This is a genomic window from Stutzerimonas tarimensis (assembly GCF_042648805.1).
Classification (GTDB): domain Bacteria; phylum Pseudomonadota; class Gammaproteobacteria; order Pseudomonadales; family Pseudomonadaceae; genus Azomonas; species Azomonas tarimensis.
The window spans coordinates 15,034-36,177 of sequence record NZ_JBHRXZ010000033.1 but is presented as its reverse complement, the minus strand read 5'-3'; the positions used below and the strand labels follow the sequence as shown (position 1 = coordinate 36,177).

The window sequence follows — 21,144 nt, the reverse complement described above, 5'->3', positions numbered from 1 at the left end:
AGGCCTCGCGCAGCCTTCAAACCCCGCTTTCGCGAGCGAGCTCGCTCCTACAAAAGCGGGCTAGAGTCCGCCTTGATTGCTAAAGCACCCACCCCACCCGTAGGAGCGAGCTTGCTCGCGAATGGCCGGCGCACCGCCAGAGGCCTCGCGCAGCCTTCAAACCCCGCTTTCGCGAGCGAGCTCGCTCCTACAAAAGCGGGCTAGAGTCCGCCTTGATTGCTAGAGCACCACCCACCCGTAGGAGCGAGCTTGCTCGCGAATGGCCGGCGCACCGCCAGAGGCCTCGCGCAGCCTTCAAACCCCGCTTTCGCGAGCGAGCTCGCTCCTACAAAAGCGGGCTAGAGCCCGCCTTGATTGCTAAGGCACCCACCCCGCCCGGAGGAGCGAGCTTGCTCGCGAATGGCCGGCGCACCACCAGAGGCCTCGTGCAGCCTTCAAACCCCGCTTCGCGAGCGAGCTCGCTCCTACAAAAGCGGGCTAGAGTCCGCCTTGATTGCTAGAGCACCACCCCACCCGTAGGAGCGAGCTTGCTCGCGAATGGCCGGCGCACCGCCAGAGGCCTCGCGCAGCCTTCACACTCCGCTTCGCGAGCGAGCTCGCTCCTACAAAAGCGGGCTAGAGTCCGCTTGATTGCTAGAGCACCACCCACCCGTAGGAGCGAGCTTGCTCGCGAACAAGCGCACCAGGGCCTTCAGAGGTCCCCGTTGACCGCCATTTCCACGTAACGGGTATCGAAGCGCAGCTTGATGTTATCCGTGTCGCCCAGGGTCGAACCGTCCGCGAACTGCATGCCGACCACATCCGCGTCAGGGGCGCCATCTCCCAGCAGGCCCTTGTCGAAGGAGAAGTCACGCACCCGCTCCATGGTGGTACGCAGATCCGGTGCAGCGGCAAACTCCAGGGCGCTGGCCGGGGTATAGAACATCTTCGTGCGGGTCAGTTGCTCGTCATAGCCGGCAAGGTCGGTGCCCGACTGCTCTGCCATGTAGGTGCGGGCCGCGCGGGCCTCGTCGCTGTCGCCGCTCATCAGTTCCAGCGTCTCGAACCATGCCCCGACCAGCGCCTTGCCGAACGCCGGGTTGGCCTCCAGCACCGCGGTGTTCACCGCCATCATGTCAATGATTTCTCCCGGAATCTGGCTGGAGTCGAACACCTCGGCGACCTCCGGCATCTGTGCCTTGATCATGCTCAGCTGTGGGTTCCACACCGCGGCGGCGGTGACCCCGGGGGTCATGAAGGCCGCGGCGATGTCGGCATCCGAGGTGTTCATCACCTTCACGTCACGCTCGGACATGGCGTTCATGTCCAGCGCCCGGGCGAGCAGGTAATGCGAGACGGACAGTTCCACCAGATTGACCTGCTGGCCCCTGATGTCCGCCATGCTCGAACCCTTCTTCAGCAGGATGGCGTCGTTGCCGTTGGAGTAGTCGCCGAGGATCAGCCCGGTGGTGTCCACGCCACTGGCGGCGGGAATGGTCAGCGCGTCCATGTTGGTCATGCCGCACGCATCGTAGGTGCCGGCGCTGAATTGGTTGATCGACTCGATGTAGTCGTTGAGCTGAACGACTTCGATGCTGATGCCGTACTTGTCGGCCCACTTGTCGATGATGCCGTGCTCGGCGGCGTAGCCCCAGGGCATCCAGCCGGAGTAGATCGACCAGGCGACCTGGAAGTTATCTTTCTGCCCGGCGGCGGAGGCGCTCACCGACAGGCACAGAGTCGCGGCGCTGGCGGCGAAAAGTTGGAACAGGCGCTTTGCAAAGGTCATGTGTTCACCTCGGGATCAGATCAGCGATTGGGTATAACGGTTCAGCGTCGCGGATTCGCGCTCGAACCAGGCATGGGCGTCGGCGGAGAATTCGGTGGTCTGGGGATAGGCCAGCGTCGGCTCAAGGGTATCGATGGAAAACAGCCGCTCACAGTCGCGGCCGTCGCGCTCGAAGCGTTGGCGGACCTGCTGCTGTTCGGCCAGGTAGCTGAAGCCCTCAAGAGCCAGCAGCGGCGCGCCGACACGCTCGGGGCGGGTACTGAGGGTCACGCGGAATCCCGCTTCCAGCGAGCCGTGAGCCACCGAGGTCTCGAAGTCGAACAGGGCCTCCAGGCGCTCCGGAACGCCGACGGCGCGGGCCACCTGATCGCGCAGGTCGAGTCCGTCATGCGCGATGGGCCCGGGTCGGCCGAGCACCAGGGCGGCATGCTCGCCGCAGACGATCAGCCCGCCACCACGGTGCAGTAGCGCGCCGCTTGCCAGATCCCGCTCCTCGATCAGCCGCAGGCCGATCAGCGGGCCGGGCGCCGAGGGTTGCAGGCGCCAGTCCTCGACGTAAGCGCCGCTGGGGGCGAATTCGATCATGCAATTGCCGATGCGGCTGAGCAGCGCCGGCTCCGGCCAACGGTTGTGCAACTGCAGGCTGGTGTCGTCAGACCAGCTCAGGGCCTTCCCATCCCAATGCGACAGGGCCTCCCAGCCTTCGTGGTTAGCCAGGATCTGCAGCTCATCCGGGCTGTAGTCGGCCAGTGCGCGAGCCGGCACCTGGTCGCGCTCCAGCGGCAGGCGCAGGTCGATGGTGAAGTTGCGGCTCTGCAGCCAGCAGACCTGGGTGGCCGTGTCGGTCCGCCCATTGGCGAAGCTGATGGCGCGGCGCTTGAAATAACCCAGCATCCAGTCCGGCACGCTGCTGCTGGGGCGGTTCGGGTGTCGCCTGACCAGTTCCAGCAGGTTCATGGCTGCACCTCGTCATACTTGGCCTTGTAGCCAAAGGAGGAGAGACCCTTGGCATTTTCGGGCAGCTTCAGCTCACCGGATTCGAGCCGGCGCTTGAGGTAACCGAAGGTTTGCGCGGTCTGGGCGAACAAATGTTCGCCGCAGATCAGCGGCTCGTAGCGGCTGGTCTCGCCTTCCCTTAGCAGTGCAGGTGCCGGTGCGATCAGGGTGTCGTAGTCGCAGGCGCAGAACAGCGGGAAGGAGTAGCGCTCCTCGGCCACCTTGCGCACTCGGTGCGAGGTGGCAACAAAGGAGCCATTGCTCAGTACCTCCATCATGTCGCCGATGTTGATGACGAAGGCTCCCTCCATGACCGGCGCGTCGATCCATTCGCCGGCGCCGTTGAGTACTTCCAGCCCTGGCGCGGTCGGCAACAGGATGGTGAAGCACTCGTAATCGGTGTGCGCGCCAATGCCGGGACGGTCGACCGGTGCGTCCGGGTTGTAGGGGTAGTGGATCAGGCGCAACTGGCTCGGCGGTTGGTTGACATGACGCAGAAAGCTGTCCTCGGGCAGCCCCAAGGCCAGGGCAAAACCCTGGAAAAGGGTCCTGCTCAACCCGAGTACGGCCTCGTAATAGGCCTTGATGTCTTCCTTGAACCCCGGCAGGTCGGGCCACTGGTTGGCGCCGAGCATGGGTCGCTGGAGCGCCGGGTCTTGCAGGTCGAAGCCAAGGTCATAGGCTTCCTTGTGATCCACCGTGGCAGAAGCGAACTCTTCTTCGCCCTCCGGCACATAACCACTGTGGTTGCTGGACTGGCCGATGTAGTCGCGCATCTTGGTTTGCAGCGGTTGGGCGAAGTACTCGGCGGTGCGCTGCCTGAGGCGCTCGATCAGCGCCGGATCGATGCCGTGGCCCGTGATGTAGAGAAAGCCTGCTTCGCGCGTGGCCTTGCCCAGTTTCTCGGCAGCCGACAGGCGCTGCTCAGGGGCATCGCTGAACAGCCGAGCGATGTCGACCAGCGGTAGCCTCTTGAAGGCGGTATGTGGGGATGCAATCGAGGATGCCATGCAACCTCCTGATTTCTCATGAGTTACCTGGCCGTCCAGAAGTGTCGATGGCGCAGTTGGCCATCCCCGGGTCGTCCCGGGACTGGGGACTTGTAGCAAATGGTACATAGCAAATACTGCGCCAGCCCCTTGCGAGGCGGTAGCCTTTCAAAGAATGCGCTGTCAGAGGGCTGGTGGGGTAGGTGGGGTTGGTGCGCCGGACAGCGAAACGCCTTTTATTGGTGCATCAACGCGACACATGCCTCGTCAGGAAGCGCTGACGTGACAGGGAGCGGACATAGGGCGCCTGGAGAGCGCGGTCATCCTTATCCATGGGAGAAGTGCATGAGACATCGGATCTGGCGCAGGGTAAGACGACATTGGCTGGGGATCAGTGTCATGGCGGCGCTGGTCATGGCGCTGCCGCGCGGTTGCGAACTGCTCGAGCAGAAGGAGCGGGAGCTGGTGTTCCGTGTCGAGGCCAGCGACGCGGGCTGGTACCGGGGCATTCCCGAGTCGGTCGAGGAGCTTGAACTGCGCGCCGAACACTTCACGCCGGATGAAAGCCTTCATGCCTGGTGGTGGGCCCATCCGGAAGGTGACGCGCCGACCCTGCTGTACCTCCACGGGGTCCGCTGGAACCTCACCGGGCATCTGTTTCGCATCGAGCAGCTGCGCGACTTCGGCTTTTCCGTTCTGGCGATCGACTACCGGGGCTTCGGCCGCAGCCGTGGCGGAATCCCTTCGGAGACGAGCGTCTATGCAGATGCCCGGGTCGCCTGGGAGTACCTGAAGACGCTGCAGCCCGATCCGGCAAAGCGGCTCATCTACGGCCACTCCCTGGGCGGCGCGGTGGCGGTCGACCTGGCAGCTGCGCTTGCCCGGGAAAGTGTCGGTCAATTGCCCGAAGTCGTCGGCGTGATCGTCGAGTCCACCTTCACCTCGCTGGGCGAGGCGGCCGCGGTGGTCATCGACACGTCATTGCCGGTTCACTGGCTGCTGACCCAGCGCTTCGACTCGGCGGCCAAGGTGAATCGCATCGGTGTGCCGTTGCTGGTAGTGCACGGTACCGAGGACAACTATGTGCCCGCGCGTTTGGGCGAGGCCCTATACGAGGCGGCGGACCAGCCCAAGCAGCTGCTGCTGGTCGAGGGGGCCAATCACAACAACAGCATGCGCCTGGCGCGGCGCAGCTATGCCGACGCCATCGCTGCCTTGCTCGGGGCCGGCCAGCTGCAGTTCGAGATGGCCGGCCTGGCTCAGGACTAGCGTGCTGGAACCGGCTGGCGCTCATCGCGACTGAAGTGGAGCATGGCGCCACGGTAGCGTTCTCCATTGTCCAGCAGTCGGTCGACCCGGGTGGTGCGGGTGCTGTATTCGAGCTCGGCCATCTCCAGGCGAAAGGCGTCGCCATAGCCCCGATCCGGATCGACCAGCAGAATATCCACGTTGTCGGCCGAATGCCGGTCGATGAAGTCGGCGAGCATTGCCGGATGAACCGATTCGTAGAGCAGGTCGCTGCCGATGATCAGGTCGAACTGGCCCAGTCCGACCGCTTCAGCGGACCAGTCGGCGGGGTAATACTTGAGCGGCCCCAGGCCATTCAACGCCAGGTTCGCCTGAAGAAAGGCGGGGATCTCCGGGTGATAGTCGCTGACGGTGACATCCGCCCCGCGGCGGTGGGCGACGAGGCTGGCCAGCGCCAGGCCGGCGCCCAGTTCGAGAATGCGCAGGCTTTCCACGTCCAGAAGGCCCATGGCCTCGGCCAACACCTGGCCGGAAGGCCAGACCTGGCCAAACAGTGACCAGCAGTCGGGGCTTATGCCGAGTCGCTGTGCTGCGCCGTTGGGGTCGTCGTACTGCTCGTGATCGAGCAACACGCGCAGGGTGAACAGCATCGGCCCCACGCGGACGGTTTCGTGCTTGATCTGATAACCCGACATTCGAGGTTCCATGCAGTGACGATCCACCGGGTTGTACCGGGGATTCAGGGAGCGGCTCGGGATCACTGGGGCTGCGCAAGGCGCATCTGCTGTGCGAGGACGTGGAACGATCCGAAAGGAAACGTAGGCGGAACGCGAGGCGGCAGGGGTTGCTTGGTCGCAGGGAGGATACGAGCGATGAAGCCGGCTAGAGAGCTATGCCGATAGCTGGCGATGCAACAATAAAAAAGCCCCGTCGGAACGGGGCTCTTTGCGGTTTCAAGTCTTAGATGACTTGAACCTGATCAGCCTGCAGACCTTTCTGGCCCTTTACGACCAGGAAGCTGACATTCTGACCTTCGCTCAGGCTCTTGAAGCCGGCGCTTTCGATCGAGCGGTAGTGAACGAAGAGGTCAGCACCTTCTTGCGGGGTGATGAAGCCGAAGCCTTTCTCATCGTTGAACCATTTTACGACGCCAGTTTGACGAGTGGACATGATATATCTCCAAGGTAAAAAGAATCGCGACGCTGGAACACCCAGGCCGAGACTGAATAACAAGAGTAAAACGAGCCGAGGAGATGTATATCCTGAAGATTCAGAGCATCAAACTGGTATCGAAATGACAATTGCAGAACAGTGGCGCTACTTTACTCGCTTTGGGAGCGCTGTAAACCTTTATTTTTCCTGCTTCTTCAAGAACTTTTCTTAAAATATTTTGTCTCGCGGTTCGCTTCCGAGGGGTTTGTATATCAGGTAGCCCAAGGCATATGTAACGCACGGGCATCCCGCTGCAATCGCTGTCTCGCTTCGCTCGCGCGCGTCCGGGCGATGTCGTCTTCGAGACTGGGAAGGTCGGCATCCACGTTGAGCAGGACTGCATCGAGTCCGGCGCGGATCAGCAGGGCGCCCGCCTGGACATCGCTGCGCACTATTACCGCGCACAGCGGCCAAGCCGCGGTGGCCAGCTTCAGCGCTTCGAGGCAAGCGTGCCCGGTGGCCAGAGGCACGGCACAGGCCTGCCGGGCGGCCTCGGTCGGAGCGATTTCACCGGTCTGGCTGGCCTGCAGGTAGCGGCTGAAGGCACGTATGTCATCGTTGGCGAACTCGCCTAGGCGTTCCAGCAGGGCGTCGCCCTGGCTCAGCAGGTGCTGGAGTTCGGGTGTGGACCGTTTTGCCGCGGTAATGCGCAGCCCCTTGAGGACCAGTGCCAGGCCGATATCCGCGGCTATCACCGAAGCAGCGCCGCAGCCGGGGGTGGGCTGGCTGCTGGCGGTTTCCCGGCGGAAGCGGTCCAGCGACCATTGCCAGAGAGGGGTGTCGTCGGTCATGGGGAGCTCCGGGCTGTCTCGGTTGGAGTGAGTCGGGAGCCCGGCGTTCCCGTTCTCTAGCGGTTGAAGCGCTCCACCAGCGCGCGCAGGTCCACCGAAATGCCCTGTAATTGCTGGCCGCGCTCGGCCGCGGTGTTGGCGTTGGTGGTGGTCCTCTCCACGGTGGCCGCGACATTGTTCACCTGTCGGGCGATGTCTTCGGCGACATGGGACTGCTGTTCGGAGGCCGCGGCCATCTGCAGGCTCATGCTGCTGATGCGCTCCACCGCTTCACTGATGCCCTGCAGCGCCTGCTGGGTCTCGGTGACCTGCTGGACGCCGCGGTCGGCTTCCTGCAGGCCGGTCTTGGCGATCGACACCGCGCCGTCGGCACCCTGTTTCAGACTCTCGATGATGCCCTGGATCTGTTCGGTCGAGGCGCGGGTCTTGCTGGCGAGGGCGCGGACCTCGTCGGCCACCACGGCAAAACCGCGACCATGCTCGCCTGCGCGGGCGGCCTCGATGGCAGCGTTCAGCGCCAGCAGGTTGGTCTGATCGGCAATGCTCTTGATGATGTCGGCGACCGACATGATCTGCTGGGTTTCACCTGCCAGGTGATCGACCGCGGCGCTGATTTCCGAAACCCGTCGGGCCAGTCCCCGGATCGCCAGGCGCGAGGTTTCCGAAACCGAGCTGCAGCGCTGTGCCAGTTGCGCCGCGGTCTGGGCCTCGCTGGCGGTGACCTGAACATGGCCGGCGACCTCACTGATCGATGCGGCCATTTCAGTCACGGCAGCAGCCGTCATGTCGGTCTCGGCACGCTGATGCTGCAGCGCCTGTTCGGTATCGCGGGACAGGGAAGATGAGTCGGCGGCAGCCTCGGCGACCTGGCTGGACATGTCGTTCAGTCGTGTAAGGGCGGTGCGCAGGCGGGCCTGCTCGCTGATGGCCATCATTTCCAGCAGGGCCACCGGGCCTTGCTTATCGGTATAGGTCAGGGCGCTGAGCGGGTCGGCATAGACCTGTGGAGAGCCGGTCAGCACCCCTTCGACATGGGCCTTTTCGCGTGCGCAGCCGACCCAGCCCACCAGCAGGAACAGTGCTACCGTCAGCGGCATCGCCAATGCGGTGGGGAGCAGGACGGCGCTGCCGAGGGCCAGCAGCGCGGCTGCCAGCGGGACACTGGCGCGTCTGCCCAGGTCGGCTAGTCGCTTCTGCAAGGGAATTGGCCGCTTGCCCGCGCGGATGCGCGCATACAGGGCCTCGGCGCGCGCGACCTGCTCGGCGGAGGGCTTGACCCGTACCGACTCGTAGCCGGAGACCCGGCCGTTTTCCATGATCGGAGTGACGTAGGCGTTGACCCAGTAATGGTCGCCGTTCTTGGTGCGGTTCTTGACTATGCCCATCCAGCTCTTGCCGGCCTTGAGGTAACGCCACATGAGGGCGAACACGGCTTCGGGCATGTCAGGGTGGCGGACCAGATTGTGGGGGCTGCCAAGGAGTTCGTCGCGCGAATAGCCGCTGATCCGCTCGAATTCGTCGTTGCAGTAGAGGATGTTGCCATGCGTATCGGTCGCCGAGATCAAGCGCTGCTCGGCTGGAAAGGTACGCTCGACGTTTGTCACAGGTCCGTTATTCCGCATGGCTATGTCTATATTCTTGTATGACGAATGATCATTGCATTCGGATGATTTGGACAGCAATAGGTAAAAGCCTTAACGGCAACATGCCTTTGGTCTTATCTCTGTCGCCAATAAAACGTCAAACTTTAATCAAGGCGACGAGCACCAGATAGCGCCCGCCCTTGGCCAAGGTCACGATAAGGAGAAATCGCCACAGGGGTTCGCGCATGACCCCCGCCATCACGGTAAGCGGGTCGCCGATGATCGGCACCCAGCTCAGGAGTAACGACCAATAGCCCCACCGCTGATAACCGCGCTGCGCGCGCGCCAGCTGCCGCTCGTTGACTGGAAACCAGCGGCGATGGCGGAAGGCTTCGATGCCTCGTCCAAGCCACCAGTTGATCAGCGAACCCAGGACGTTGCCCAGGGTCGCCACCGCCAAGAGCGCCATGGCCGGGTGGGCGCCGGCCAGCAGCAGGCCGGCCAGCACGGCTTCGGATTGCGCCGGCAGCAGGGTGGCGGCGATCAACGCCGCGAAAAACAAGCCGAAGTAGCCGCCGAGTCCGGCCATGCCCGTCTCCCGGAGAAAAGGCAGGCAGGGTAACCGAACGGCTCATGCACAGGTTCTGCCGGATGTTTCAACCTCGACTATGCTTGGCCGGAACACGGCAGGACGGAGCTGACATGAGTGAATTCGACACGCGGGCCAAAGGCTGGGACGCGGAGCGGTCCCGAGTGGAGCGGGCGGCGGCGGTGGCCGAGTGCATCGTGGCGCGGGTGCCCTTGAACACGGACATGCGTGGTCTCGAATACGGCTGCGGGACCGGCCTGCTCAGTTTCGCTTTGCGCTCGCGGTTGGGCCCGCTGACCCTGGCCGACAACTCGCCCGGCATGCTCGCAGTGGTGCGCGAGAAGCTCGCGCAGGAAGACCCCGGAACGATGGCGGCCCTGCAGCTGGACCTTACCAGCGACCCCCTGCCAGATCAGCACTTCGAGATCCTCTACACCCAGATGACCCTCCACCATGTGGCGGACACCGGGGCCTTGTTGCAGTGCTTCAACCGGCTGCTGACACCCGGTGGCTACCTATGCATAGCCGACCTGGATGCCGAGGACGGCTCCTTTCATGGTGCCGGATTTACCGGACACAACGGCTTCGATCGCCATGCACTGGCCGCCCAGGTGGAGACAGCCGGCTTTGCCGAGGTTGGCTTCGACACGGTATTTCACGTTCACCGGGGCGAGAGGGATTATCCGGTGTTCCTGCTGGTGGCGCGCAAGCCCTAGGCAGGCGTCCTGCCAAGTCGCCCCGCACGGATCGCCAGCGGCCAGCGTACCTGTCGCGTCCCCTTGCCCCACAGCGGCTCGAGCTGTTCGCCCAGCAGGGTCACCGGATCCTCGCCCCTGGCTTCAAGATAGCGCGCCGTGGCGGACCAGCTGCGCAGGTAATCGAGCAGTTGCGCCAGCGACCAGTCCAGCGTCATGGCCAGCGCCGGCGCTTCGAGGCCGGCAAAGGGGAAGGGCAGCTCGCGATAACCCGTTTCCACATGGCGGCGTTCGGCCGGCCAGTAGGGGCCGACCACCCGGTGGTAGAAGTGCGCAACTTCCGCATTCAGCGCCTCGCCTTCCACTTGGATGATCCCGTAGCTCCAGGCGACGATCACCGCGCCTGGCTTGAGCACCCGTTGCGCTTCAGCATAGAAAGCAGGCAGGTCGAACCAGTGCAGCGCTTGGGCCACGGTGATCAGGTCGACCGAGCGGGCCGGCAGGCTTGATTGCTGCGCCAGCGCGACACGGTAGTCCACACGCGGATGGCGGGGCGCACAGGCAATCTGCTGCGGACTGGCGTCGGTGGCCAACACCCGCTCGAAGCGCTCGGCCAGGTCCAGCGCGGCTTGGCCGCTGCCCGTGCCGCAATCCCAGGCCAGTCCATGGCTCTCGCACTGCGCCGCGAGCCAGGCGAACAGCGCGTCCGGATAGCTCGGCCGGCTGCTGGCATAGTGGGCCGAGACGGCCTTGAAGTGATTGTCGAACGACATCTCAGCTCTCCGCTCAAGCAGGGCAGGACATCACCGCTGCCCCAACCGCCCGCTGCGTTTCATCAGGCCGCCGGGCAAGCCACTGCAACATGCCCGGCAGCGCCAGAAGTCGGCGGGGTGAGTGCAGAGGCCGGCCGGACCGCCTTGCCACATGCCCATCGGCGAGAAGCTTAGCACCCTGCGAAGGCATGTGGCGTGAGCGCGGACATGAGCGGCGGCGCGCGTCCCGGATCGGAACCCTTGTGGCGCGGGCGCTCTAATTCGATAACCGCCAGAATCGGGAGCCAACATGGAAATCAAGACCTATCACATCACCCACGAGGACGAACGCTGGATGCTCAAGGAGGATGGTTTTGCCGATGCCCTGGTCGAAGCATCGGACCAGGACGACATTCTCGAAAAGACCCGCGACTACCTGAAGCTGCGTAAGGCACGAGTGCTGGTCCATGATGCGCAAGGCCAGGTCGAGCGGGAGCTGGTCTATCCCCGCGACCAGCATCCACAGGAAACCGGCGGCTAGCCCCAGAGGTTGTTGCAGATTCGCTGTACCGCCGCATTGGCGGCTCGCCAGTCAAAGAGTTCGGGGTCGAAATCGCCGCCCAGGTCGAGCAGGCGTTCGCGGGTCTCTGCGCTGTACGGTTGTGTCCGGATCCGCTCCAGCAGGTCCAGGTAGCCGGGCATACCGCCGATGTCCTCCGGCGGGCAGGCCCGTTCACCGCCGAGCACTTCGCAGAAGGTCCCGGCCTGTGGGGCCTTTTCCACCTTTTCCACGGCGATGACGTGTTGCCAGCTGTCGCCCAGGTCATAGAGATAGCGCAAACGGTCACCGGCCTTGAGCTTGAACAGCTTCAGCTTGCGGTCATCCAGGCTCATGCTCAAGGACGGATCGAGGTCCGGCGGTGCGTAGGTGTTGTCCCCGACGGTGAACTCGTGCAGGTGCTGGCTCGACCAGCCCATGGACGCCTGGATGAAGTGGTGCAGCTTGCGCAGGCTGCTGTCGCCATTGACGACCAGCCGGCGCCAGATCGGCGGGTTGATATGGAGCGGTTCGAGCTGGACCACCAGCGTGATCCAGACGGGAGTGGTAACAAAGGCCATGTCTGAACTCGTGGAAAAGGCCGACGTTAGCAGAGCCGGCGCCGGCCTCGCCATTGGCTGGCGTCGAGGCCCTCAGGTTGTCAGGACTTCCCGGCTGCCGGCAACGCCTGCTCGTACCTGCCTCGGCTGCGGTGGCGAGCATGGAGACACATGTCATCGAACGCTCCACAGGCGTCCAGTATCTCCAAACAGCCGGAGCTGGACCCGTCAGCGCATCTTTACTTTCATATTCGCCAGTTTATATATTCGCCAAACCATATTTATCAAGCGGAAGCAGCCATGTCCCACCTGGTTACCAGGCATATAGCCAAGCCCATCCCCTTCAACCGTCTGGGCAGGGCTGACCGATGGTTGAGCTGTTGACGCCCGCGACCTTGTTCAAGTGCCTGGCTGACGAAACCCGGGCGCGGATGACGCTGCTGGTGGCGCAGGAGGGAGAGCTGTGCGTCTGTGAGCTGACCACTGCGCTCGACGACAGCCAGCCGAAGATTTCCCGCCACCTGGCCCAGTTGCGCAGCTGCGGCATCCTGGCCGCTCGCCGTCAGGGGCAGTGGGTCTACTACCGGCTGCATCCGGACCTGCCCGACTGGGTGCCGGCGACTCTCGAGGGTCTGCTGGCGGCCAACCGCCACTGGCTCAAGCCCAACGTCCAGCGCCTCGAGCGCATGCGTAACCGGCCCGAACGCGCCACCGCCTGCAGCTGATCCGCGATGGTCCGAAGGCCAGGTCTGGTGCTCGCCAGAACGCCACGGAGGGATAAGCGCGGTGTTCAAGGCACAGATCGACTGGGTGCCCTTGAGCCTGGGCAAGACCCTGGCGAGCAGATTTCGGCGCGGGTCAACCAGCGGTCCATCCGAGCTTTCGACGATAACTTCACGGGAACAGCGACATGACAGTCAAGGTAGGTATCAACGGTTTCGGTCGCATCGGCCGGCTCGCCCTGCGCGCGGCCTGGGGCTGGCCGGAGCTGGAATTCGTGCAGATCAACGACCCGGCCGGCGACGCCGCCACCCACGCCCACCTGCTCGACTTCGACTCGGTGCACGGGCGCTGGAGCCAGGAGGCGGGGGCTGAAGGTGACACGCTGGTGATCGGCGGCAAGCGGATCAGGGTCACCGCCAACGAGGCCATCGCCGACACCGACTGGTCCGGCTGCGACCTGGTGATCGAGTCCAGCGGCAAGATGAAGAGCGTCGCGGTGCTGCAGGCCTATCTGGACCAGGGCGTGAAGCGGGTGGTGGTGAGTGCGCCGGTGAAGGAGCCGGGGGCGCTGAACATCGTGATGGGCGTGAACGACGGATTGTTCGACCCGGCCGAGCACCGCATCGTCACTGCCGCCTCCTGCACCACCAATTGCCTGGCACCGGTGGTCAAGGTGATCCACGAGGCCCTCGGCATTCGTCACGGCTCGATCACCACCATCCACGACCTGACCAACACCCAGAGCATCCTCGACCAGCCCCACAAGGACCTGCGTCGGGCGCGGGCCTCGGGGATGAGCCTGATCCCCACCACCACCGGCTCGGCCACCGCCATCGCCGAGATCTTTCCCGAGCTGCGCGGCCGGCTGAACGGCCATGCGGTGCGGGTGCCGCTGGCCAACGCCTCGCTGACCGACTGCGTGTTCGAGGTGGAGCGCCCGACCTCGGTGGAGGAGGTCAACGGTCTGCTGAAGGCCGCTGCCGACGGTCCGCTCAAAGGCATCCTCGGCTTTGAAGAGCGACCGCTGGTGTCCATCGACTACCGCACCGACCCGCGCTCCTCGATCATCGACGCGCCTTCGACCATGGTAGTCAACGGCACCCAGGTAAAGCTCTATGCCTGGTACGACAACGAGTGGGGCTATGCCAATCGCACCGTCGAGCTGGCGCGCAAGGTGGGCCTGGCGGGTTGAGCAAGCGGCCCGATGCCGACCCAGGGGTCGGCACGTGGGTCGAGGGACTCCGGTCCACCGGACGCCTGCTCGGCAGAGTCAATCTTGTCGGAACCACATCATGTCAGCCATTTCCCGCCTCGCCCCGGAGGTCCGCCAGTATCTGGTGGTGACCGGCAACTACTGGACCTTCACCCTCACCGACGGCGCGTTGCGGATGCTGGTCGTGCTGCATTTTCATCAGCTCGGCTACACCCCGCTGCAGATCGCCCTGCTGTTTCTGTTCTACGAAATCTTCGGCGTCGTGACCAATCTGGTCGGTGGCTGGCTCGGCGCTCATCTCGGGCTGAACCGGACCATGAACATCGGCCTGGCGCTGCAGGTGGTGGCCCTGCTGATGCTGGCAGTGCCGGCAGCGATGCTCACAGTGCCCTGGGTGATGGCCGCCCAGGCGCTCTCGGGGATCGCCAAGGACCTGAACAAGATGAGCGCTAAAAGCTCGATCAAGCTCCTGGTGCCGGCTGGCCAGCAGGGCACCCTGTACAAGTGGGTGGCGTTGCTGACCGGTTCGAAGAACGCCCTCAAGGGCGTCGGCTTCTTTCTGGGCGGGGCACTGCTCATGGGGTTCGGGTTCAGCGGGGCGGTGCTGGCGATGGCGGCGGTGCTGGCGCTGGTCTGGGTCGGCAGCCTGCTGGCGCTGAAGAAGGATCTGGGCAAGGCCAAGGCCAAGCCGAAGTTTCGCGATGTGCTGTCCAAGAGCCGCGCGATCAACCTCCTCTCGGCGGCGCGGCTCTTTCTCTTTGGTGCCCGCGACGTCTGGTTCGTGGTCGCGCTGCCGGTGTACCTGGCGGGTGTGTTCGGCTGGGATCACTGGCAGGTGGGCGGCTTCCTGGCGGCCTGGGTGATCGGCTACGGCATCGTCCAGTCCTCTGCGCCACGATTCACCGGCAAGGCGCCGGGGCGCGTGCCGGATGGTCGAGCAGCGCTGGGCTGGGCCATGCCGCTGGCGGCGGTGCCGGCGGCCATTGCGCTGGGGCTGATGACGGGGCTGGCGCCGCGGACGCTGTTGCTTGGCGGTCTGATGCTGTTCGGTGTGCTCTTCGCCATCAATTCGGCGCTGCACAGTTACCTTATCCTGTCCTATGCGCGCGAAGACGGGGTGTCGCTCGATGTCGGTTTCTACTACATGTCCAACGCCATGGGCCGGCTGGTGGGTACCCTGCTGTCGGGCTGGGTGTACCAGGCCCATGGGCTGGAAGCCTGCCTCTGGGTCTCGAGCGCTTTCGTGTTGCTGGCGGCGGTGATTTCCGTCGGTTTGCCGCGCCATCTGGAGCAGGCGGGGAACCCGCGGCCCCTGTGATCACCCAAGGGAGAACGCCAAGCCACTGGCGACCCCAGGTCGCCTGCGCAGAGGAGATCGCCATGACCGCGCGACCCGATGAACCCGAGGCGGACCAGCCGCCACTGGAGTTGCCCGAAGAGGCCCGGGAAAACCTCGACAAGCCCGAGCCGCCGCCTGATCCCATCCCGGAGCCTGGGCCGCTCTAGGTTCCGCTCAGGGCGCCTCCGATAGCTGCTCGGCCTCCAGGCCGCCGCCCAGTGCGACATACAGCTCGACCAGATTCTGCACCTCGGCGCGCTGGGCTTGGATCAGGGTCTGTTCGGCCTCGAACAGGTTGCGCTCGGCGTCGAGCACCTCGAGATAACCCGCCACTCCTTCGGCGTAGCGATCCTGGGCGATCTCGGCGATGCGCCTCAGGGTCTCCATGTTGCGCTGCTGGGCAGTGATCTGTTCGGCCAGGTAACGGCGACCGGCCAGGGCATCGGCGACCTCGCGGAAGGCGGTCTCGATGGCCTGTTCGTACTGCAGCACGGCGACATGCTCGCGGGCCTCGGCCACGGTCAGATTGCCGCGGTTGCGGCCGAAGTCGAACAGCGGCAGTGACAGCGAGGGACCGATGCTCCAGGTGCGGTTGTCGCGGCTGATCAGGTTGTCCAGTTCGCTCGAGGCATAGCCGAGGCTGCCGGTGAGCGACACCTGGGGGAAGAAGGCGGCGCGTGCCACTCCGATGTTGGCGCGCGCCGCGCGCAGATTTTCCTCTGCCGCGAGGATATCCGGGCGCAGGTACAGGAGTGCCGAGGGCAGGCCCACCGCCAGGCGGGTCGGGCTGATCTGCCCGGTCAGCGGGCGCGGCTCGGGCAGCGGCCCGGAGAGGTCGCCCCCGGCGAGCTGGACCAGGTAATTTCGCTGCAGCGCCTGATTCAGGCGCAGGTTCGCCAACTGGGTTTCGGCCTGGGTCAGCAAGGCTTCGGCCTGGGCATGGTCGAGCGCCGAAGTGATGCCCGATTCGAAGCGGACGCGAGCGATTTCCAGACCCTCTTCACGGCTGTGCACCGTGGCCTGGGCCAGCGCAATGCGCTCATCCGCCTCGCGGATCGCCAGGTAGGTGGCGGTCACCTCGGCAATCAGTGACAGGCGAAACGCCCGCTGCGCCTCGATGGTGGCAAGGTACTGCGCCCGCGCGGCTTCGCTGAGATTGCGTACACGGCTCCAGAAGTCCAGCTCGAAGGCGCTGACGCCAAGGCCGACCGAATAGCGCTCGTTCACTCCCGAACCCTGCGCCGCCACAGCGCCTGGCTCACCCGCCGCGGTTGCCCCGACTCCCGGCACGCGTGAGCGGGCCGCGTCGGCGCTCAGGCCCAGGGTCGGGAACCGGTTGGCGCCTTGCACGCGCGACAGGCCGCGCGCTTCCTCGATGCGGGCCACGGCGATGCGCAGGTCGCGATTGCGTTCCAGCGCCGAGTCCAGGTAGCCGTGCAGCCTCGGGTCGAGAAAGAAGTCACGCCAGCCGAGCGCCATCGCAGTGGTCTCGCCGGACTGATCGTCATATTCGGTGGGGTAGCGTTCGGCGGTCGGCGAGGCCGGGCGTTCGTGTGGCGGCGCCAACTGGCATCCGGCTAGCGAGGCCATGATGAAAAGCGAGACCAGCTTACGCATGCTGCGATGACCTCCTGTCGTCCGGCCTGTCGCCGGTCTTGTCCGGCGGGTGGCGCTTGCTCAGCCAGCGGCGCACGGCGAGGTAGAACAGCGGGATGTAGAACAGTCCGAGCAGGGTGGCAAGGATCATCCCGCCCATCACGCCAGTGCCCACGGCAATGCGCCCGGCGGCACCAGCGCCACTGGAGAGTACCAGCGGCAGCATGCCGAAGATGAAAGTCAGCGAGGTCATGACCACCGGGCGAAAGCGCATGCGTACAGCGCTCATCACCGCCTCCATGAGCTTCTTGCCCTTGCGTTCCTCCTCGATGGCGAATTCCACGATGAGAATGGCGTTTTTCGCCGACAGCCCGATGATGGTCACCAGTCCGACGTTGAAGTACACGTCGGCCGGCAGATCGCGCAACATCGCGAACAGGATCGCGCCCAGCGCGCCGAAGGGCACCACCAGCAGCACCGCGATCGGGATCGTCCAGCTCTCGTAGAGCGCCGCCAGGACCATCAGCACCACCAGCAGGGAGAGTCCGAGCAGCAGCCCGACCTGGCCGGCGGCTTGCTGCTCTTCATAGGAAGCACCAGTCCATTCAAAGGCGAAGCCCGCCGGCAGTTCGCCAGCCAGACGCTCCATCTCGGCCATGGCCTGGCCCGTGCTCCGCCCCGGTGCGGCGTTGCCGGAAATGGTCATGGCGGGGTAGCCGTTGTAGCGCTGCAATTGCTGCGGCCCCAGCGTCCAGTCCACGGTGGAGAAGGCACCGAACGGGACCTGTTCGCCCTGGGCATTGCGCACGCGCAGGTCGAGCACGTTCTGCGGTGTCATGCGCCAGGGGGCATCGGCCTGCAGGAGCACCTGCAGTACCCGCCCGTCCATGTTGAAATCGTTGGCGTAGGCACTGCCGAAAGCCATGCTCAGCGTGGCATTGACATCCGCGATGGACAGCCCGAGCGCCCGCGCCTTGATGCGATCCACATTGACCCTCAGGCGCGGCGCGTCATCGGCGCCTTCCGGGCGTACGCCCTCGAGCACCGGGCTCTGGCTGGCACTGGCAAGCAACTGGTTACGGGCATCGAGCAGGGCCTGGTAACCGTTGGCGCCGCGGTCCTGCAGCTTCAGGGTGAAACCACCGGCCACGCCTAGGCCGGGGATGGACGGCGGATTGAGGGCAAACACCTGCGCCTCTCGGATCTGCGAGAAGTTCGCCATGGCCTGGCCGACCAGGGCCTGGGCGCTGTCTTCCTCGTCGGGACGCTCGCTCCAGGGCTTGAGCCGGACAAAGGCCATGGCGTGGGCCTGCCCCTGGCCAAAGAAGCTGAAACCGAACACCGAGGTCACCGCCAGCACGTTGGGGTTTTCCAGATAGAAGCGCTTGACCTGCTCGGCAGCCTGCTCGGTGCGGGCCGCGGTCGACCCCGGTGGCGCCTGGATCACCGTCATGACCGCGCCCTGGTCCTCGGCAGGAAGGAAGGCGCTGGGCATTCTCACCAACAGCCAGGCGGTGAGCGCCAGGAAGCCGGCGAACATCAGGAGAAACAGCAGCGGCCGGGCCAGCACGCCGCCGACGGCGCGGTGGTAGCCGATGGTGGTGCGATCCATGAAGCGGTTGAAGGGTGCGAACAGCCGCTGGCTCCAGCTGGGACCCTGTTCGGAATCGTGGGCCTTGAGCAGGTTCGCGCAGAGCGCGGGGGTCAGTACCAGGGCGAGTAGCGTGGAGATGCCTACCGCGATTGCCAGGGTGATGGCGAACTGGCGATAGATGCCGCCGGTGGAGCCAGGGAAGAAGGCCAGCGGCACGAACACGGCGATCAGCGCGAGGGTGGTGCCGATGATTGCCGCGGTGACCTGCCCCATGGCCTTGACCGTGGCGTCGTAGGGAGAAAGTCCTTCTTCGTCCATCAGCCGCTTGACGTTCTCCACCACCACGATGGTGTCGTCGACCAGGGTGCCGATCGCCAGCACCATGCCGAACAAGGTCAGCAGGTTGATGGAGAAGCCCATCAGCCAGAGGCCCAGGCAGGTGCCGGCCAGGGTAATGGGAATCACGATGGTCGGAATCACCAGGATGCGCCAACTCTGCAGGAACAGCAGCATCACCAGCACGACCAGTACCATGGCCTGGAGCAGGGTCAGGATGACCTGCTGGATCGATGAGGAAATGAATGGCGTGGAGTCGAAAGGCACCGACCAGCTGATGTCCGGTGGAAAGGTGGGTTCCAGCTCGGCAATGCGCTGGCGCACGCCGGCGGCGGTGTCCAGGGCGTTGGCGCCGGTGGCCAGCTGGATCGCGAGACCGGCGGAAGGTTGGCCATTGATCTCGGTGCGCGCATTGTAGTTCTGCGCGCCGAGCTCGACCCGGGCGACATCGCGCAGCCGCACAGTGGAGCCGTCCGGGTCGGCGCGCAGAATGATCTCGGCGAACTCCTCAGGCGAGCTGAAGCGCCCGCGGGTTTCCAGCGGCGCGTTGATCTGGATGCCGCCGGCCAGCGGCAGCTCACCCAGGGCGCCCCCGGCCGCCTGGCTGTTCTGCTCGCGCACGGCGGCGAGCACTTCGGCCGAGGACAGGCCAAAGCTGGCGATGCGGTCCGGGTCGAGCCAGATGCGCATGGCGTACTGGGTATAGAACTCCCGGATATCGCCGACCCCGGGCACCCGGCGCAGCTCGTCGACCAGCCGGGTGCTGGCGAAGTGGCCCAGTTCCAGGGTGGTCATGTTGCCGCGCTCGGAGGTGATCGCGACGATCATCAGAAAATCCCGCGAAGCCTGGAATACTCGCAGGCCTTGGCGGCGGACCTCTTCAGGTAGACGCTGCTCGACCCGACTGAGACGATTCTGCACCTCCATCTGGGCAGCGTTGATATCCACGCCCGCCTCGAACGTCAGCTGGATCGATGCGGTGCCGTTGGAACGGCTGGTGGAATCCATGTAGAGAAAACCGTCGACCCCGCTGAGCTCCTGCTCGATCACCTGGGTGACGTTGGTTTCCAGTACCGAGGCGTCGGCGCCCGGATAGGTCAAGTTGATATTGAGGTTCGGTGGGGCGATGGAGGGGTATTGCGCCACGGGCAACGCACCCAGGGCGAGCACACCGCCGAGCAGGATGCCCAGGGCGATGACCCAGGCGAAGACCGGGCGGCGAATGAAAAAGGTCGGTGTCATGAGTTGTCCGCCTCGTCCGTGGCCGTCGCGCTGCCGGCCTTCTGGCTATCCAGCGGCTGCGGCTGGACCTGCACTCCCTCGCGGACGCTCTGCCCGCGATCGACCACCACCCGGTCGCCGGGCTCGAGTCCACCGCGGATCAACCACTGATCGCCGCGCAGGTCACCGAGTTCCACCTGGCGATTGCGGGCGCGGTTTTCCTCGTCGAGGACCAGCACGCTGCCCCCGCGGTTGGTCACCGAGACCGCCCGCTGTGGCACGGCAAGGCCCTCGCGGCGGGTGCCGGCCAAGATCTGCGCCTGCACGAACTGGCCCGGCAGGAGCAGCCGGTCCGGGTTGGGCACTTCGGCACGCAGCGCCACGGTGCCGGTGGATTCGTCGATGGTCATGGCGAGAAAATTGACGTAGCCGGTGTGCGGATACCTCATGCCGTTTTCCAGGATCAGGTTGACCTCCACCTCGCCGCGACCGGGCAGCTCCAGGGTGCCGGCGCCGACTTCGGCGCGCAGCGCCAGCAGATCGGCGCTGGAGCGCGAGAAGTTCACGTAGACCGGGTCGAACTGCTCCACACGGGTCAACAGGGTGCCGTTGGCGGCGCTCACCAGTGCGCCCTCGGTCACTTCGGCGCGACCGGCCAGGCCGGCGATGGGCGTTTCCACCCGGGTGTATTCAAGGTTGAGCTTGGCCGTCTCGATGGCCGCCTTGGCCTGGGATACATCGGCACGGGCAGTGCGCAGCCGCGCCTCGGCGGTGTCGAACTCCTGCTGGCTGATGGCCTGTTTCTGCACCAGCCCCCGGTATCGCTGAACGTCCCGGGCAGCATTGGTCTCGGTCGCCTCGGCGCGCTCGAGGGTCGCCTGGGCGGCGTTCAGCGCCGCCTGCATTTCCCTGGGGTCGATCTGGAAGAGTTGCTGGCCGGCTTCCACGTCGGTGCCTTCCTCATACAGCCGGCGCTGGATGACACCGCTCACCCGGGCGCGGATTTCGGCGGTGCGCACCGCCTGTACCCGCCCGGGAACCTGGAGGACGTTCGACAGCGGCTGCGGCCTCATCTCCACCACGGTCACTTCGGGAAGCGGTGGAGGCTGGTCGTTCTGCTGGGGTTGTTCATCATTACAGGCGACTAGGGCGAGCACGGCGGGCAAGAGCCACGCGCGGCAAAGCGAAAACGGCTTCATGAGGTACCTGTTGCAGTCCGGGCAGCGCATCGGAATGAGGCTAAAGATCCATCTCGACAAGCATATCAGCCGCACGTTCAGGAGGTGTTATCCGTGGCCGTGCGCCTAAGCGCACCGGGGCGCCCCTTCGGTCATGAAGAATTCCGAAGCAGGGAAAAGCGAGGCGACAATCGTTCGGGTTCGTCAGATACTCTGTAAATCT

General features: G+C 64.9%; 20 protein-coding genes and 1 pseudogene. 8 read left to right on the top strand and 13 right to left on the bottom strand.

Annotated features, from left to right (window positions below; genetic code table 11):
- Nucleotides 1-691: 691 nt before the first annotated feature.
- The 3 genes from ACFOMF_RS18360 to ACFOMF_RS18350 are packed head-to-tail and all read right to left on the bottom strand — an operon-like array spanning nt 692 to nt 3,774.
- On the bottom strand, nt 692-1,768 hold the full coding sequence (locus ACFOMF_RS18360; RefSeq protein WP_386367636.1) for a putative urea ABC transporter substrate-binding protein: 1,077 nt from the start codon (nt 1,766-1,768) through the stop codon (nt 692-694).
- 15 nt (nt 1,769-1,783) lie between these two features.
- Nucleotides 1,784-2,725 (bottom strand): hypothetical protein, encoded by a 942-nt coding sequence (locus ACFOMF_RS18355; RefSeq protein ID WP_386367634.1) that lies wholly within the window; start codon nt 2,723-2,725, stop codon nt 1,784-1,786.
- The gene (locus ACFOMF_RS18350; RefSeq protein WP_386367633.1) at nt 2,722-3,774 is read right to left on the bottom strand and encodes an isopenicillin N synthase family dioxygenase; all 1,053 of its coding nucleotides are present in this window, start codon (nt 3,772-3,774) and stop codon (nt 2,722-2,724) included. The genes ACFOMF_RS18355 and ACFOMF_RS18350 overlap by 4 nt, the downstream gene beginning before the upstream one ends.
- Before the next feature lie 324 nt (nt 3,775-4,098).
- On the opposite strand from ACFOMF_RS18350, the gene ACFOMF_RS18345 reads away from it, so the two are divergent.
- On the top strand, nt 4,099-5,022 hold the full coding sequence (locus tag ACFOMF_RS18345; RefSeq protein WP_386367631.1) for an alpha/beta hydrolase: 924 nt from the start codon (nt 4,099-4,101) through the stop codon (nt 5,020-5,022).
- Here the strand turns inward: ACFOMF_RS18345 and ACFOMF_RS18340 are convergent.
- From ACFOMF_RS18340 to ACFOMF_RS18320, 5 genes are all read right to left on the bottom strand, one after another.
- Nucleotides 5,019-5,696, bottom strand: coding sequence for a class I SAM-dependent methyltransferase (locus ACFOMF_RS18340; RefSeq protein ID WP_386367629.1), 678 nt, complete (start codon nt 5,694-5,696; stop codon nt 5,019-5,021). The two genes, ACFOMF_RS18345 and ACFOMF_RS18340, sit on opposite strands and share 4 nt — an antisense overlap.
- A gap of 265 nt (nt 5,697-5,961) precedes the next feature.
- Nucleotides 5,962-6,171 (bottom strand): cold-shock protein, encoded by a 210-nt coding sequence (locus tag ACFOMF_RS18335; RefSeq protein ID WP_386367627.1) that lies wholly within the window; start codon nt 6,169-6,171, stop codon nt 5,962-5,964.
- Nucleotides 6,172-6,425: 254 nt separating this feature from the next.
- On the bottom strand, nt 6,426-7,004 hold the full coding sequence (locus ACFOMF_RS18330; RefSeq protein ID WP_386367625.1) for a cyclodeaminase/cyclohydrolase family protein: 579 nt from the start codon (nt 7,002-7,004) through the stop codon (nt 6,426-6,428).
- 56 nt (nt 7,005-7,060) lie between these two features.
- Nucleotides 7,061-8,626 carry a methyl-accepting chemotaxis protein gene (locus ACFOMF_RS18325; RefSeq protein WP_386367624.1) on the bottom strand — a complete coding sequence of 522 codons (1,566 nt, stop codon included), beginning with the start codon at nt 8,624-8,626 and terminating at the stop codon, nt 7,061-7,063.
- 118 nt (nt 8,627-8,744) lie between these two features.
- Nucleotides 8,745-9,176 carry a YqaA family protein gene (locus ACFOMF_RS18320; protein ID WP_386367622.1) on the bottom strand — a complete coding sequence of 144 codons (432 nt, stop codon included), beginning with the start codon at nt 9,174-9,176 and terminating at the stop codon, nt 8,745-8,747.
- 113 nt (nt 9,177-9,289) lie between these two features.
- Between ACFOMF_RS18320 and ACFOMF_RS18315 the strand changes: the two genes are divergently transcribed.
- The gene (locus ACFOMF_RS18315) at nt 9,290-9,892 is read left to right on the top strand and encodes a class I SAM-dependent methyltransferase (RefSeq protein WP_386367621.1); all 603 of its coding nucleotides are present in this window, start codon (nt 9,290-9,292) and stop codon (nt 9,890-9,892) included.
- Here ACFOMF_RS18315 and ACFOMF_RS18310 read toward each other — a convergent pair.
- On the bottom strand, nt 9,889-10,644 hold the full coding sequence (locus ACFOMF_RS18310; protein WP_386367619.1) for a class I SAM-dependent methyltransferase: 756 nt from the start codon (nt 10,642-10,644) through the stop codon (nt 9,889-9,891). The two genes, ACFOMF_RS18315 and ACFOMF_RS18310, sit on opposite strands and share 4 nt — an antisense overlap.
- Nucleotides 10,645-10,933: 289 nt before the next feature.
- Between ACFOMF_RS18310 and ACFOMF_RS18305 the strand changes: the two genes are divergently transcribed.
- The gene (locus ACFOMF_RS18305) at nt 10,934-11,164 is read left to right on the top strand and encodes a DUF2188 domain-containing protein (RefSeq protein WP_386367616.1); all 231 of its coding nucleotides are present in this window, start codon (nt 10,934-10,936) and stop codon (nt 11,162-11,164) included.
- On the opposite strand, the gene ACFOMF_RS18300 is transcribed toward ACFOMF_RS18305, so the two are convergent.
- Nucleotides 11,161-11,742 (bottom strand): plasmid pRiA4b ORF-3 family protein, encoded by a 582-nt coding sequence (locus ACFOMF_RS18300; protein ID WP_386367614.1) that lies wholly within the window; start codon nt 11,740-11,742, stop codon nt 11,161-11,163. The two genes, ACFOMF_RS18305 and ACFOMF_RS18300, sit on opposite strands and share 4 nt — an antisense overlap.
- Nucleotides 11,743-12,089: 347 nt before the next feature.
- Between ACFOMF_RS18300 and ACFOMF_RS18295 the strand changes: the two genes are divergently transcribed.
- The 5 genes and pseudogenes from ACFOMF_RS18295 (at nt 12,090) to ACFOMF_RS18275 (ending at nt 15,163) form a co-directional block, all read left to right on the top strand.
- Nucleotides 12,090-12,446: a metalloregulator ArsR/SmtB family transcription factor gene (locus ACFOMF_RS18295; protein ID WP_386367613.1), complete on the top strand. Its 357-nt coding sequence runs from the start codon at nt 12,090-12,092 to the stop codon at nt 12,444-12,446.
- 4 nt (nt 12,447-12,450) lie between these two features.
- A pseudogene (locus ACFOMF_RS18290) lies at nt 12,451-12,549 on the top strand (NAD(P)H-dependent oxidoreductase); the annotation flags it as partial.
- Between the two features lie 82 nt (nt 12,550-12,631).
- Complete coding sequence (locus ACFOMF_RS18285; protein ID WP_386367611.1) at nt 12,632-13,636, top strand: ArsJ-associated glyceraldehyde-3-phosphate dehydrogenase; 1,005 nt, start codon at nt 12,632-12,634, stop codon at nt 13,634-13,636.
- Between the two features lie 100 nt (nt 13,637-13,736).
- Entirely contained in the window at nt 13,737-14,975 is a 1,239-nt protein-coding gene (gene arsJ, locus ACFOMF_RS18280; protein ID WP_386367610.1) for an organoarsenical effux MFS transporter ArsJ, read from the top strand.
- A 62-nt stretch (nt 14,976-15,037) separates the two neighbouring features.
- The gene (locus ACFOMF_RS18275; protein WP_386367608.1) at nt 15,038-15,163 is read left to right on the top strand and encodes a hypothetical protein; all 126 of its coding nucleotides are present in this window, start codon (nt 15,038-15,040) and stop codon (nt 15,161-15,163) included.
- Nucleotides 15,164-15,170: 7 nt separating this feature from the next.
- Here the strand turns inward: ACFOMF_RS18275 and ACFOMF_RS18270 are convergent, their stop codons facing one another.
- From ACFOMF_RS18270 to ACFOMF_RS18260, 3 genes are read right to left on the bottom strand one after another with little or no spacing between them, the layout of a single operon-like run.
- Entirely contained in the window at nt 15,171-16,613 is a 1,443-nt protein-coding gene (locus ACFOMF_RS18270) for an efflux transporter outer membrane subunit (protein WP_386367607.1), read from the bottom strand.
- Nucleotides 16,606-19,764 (bottom strand): multidrug efflux RND transporter permease subunit, encoded by a 3,159-nt coding sequence (locus tag ACFOMF_RS18265; protein WP_386367605.1) that lies wholly within the window; start codon nt 19,762-19,764, stop codon nt 16,606-16,608. The genes ACFOMF_RS18270 and ACFOMF_RS18265 overlap by 8 nt, the downstream gene beginning before the upstream one ends.
- On the bottom strand, nt 19,761-20,942 hold the full coding sequence (locus ACFOMF_RS18260; RefSeq protein WP_386367602.1) for an efflux RND transporter periplasmic adaptor subunit: 1,182 nt from the start codon (nt 20,940-20,942) through the stop codon (nt 19,761-19,763). The genes ACFOMF_RS18265 and ACFOMF_RS18260 overlap by 4 nt, the downstream gene beginning before the upstream one ends.
- Nucleotides 20,943-21,144: the final 202 nt, after the last annotated feature.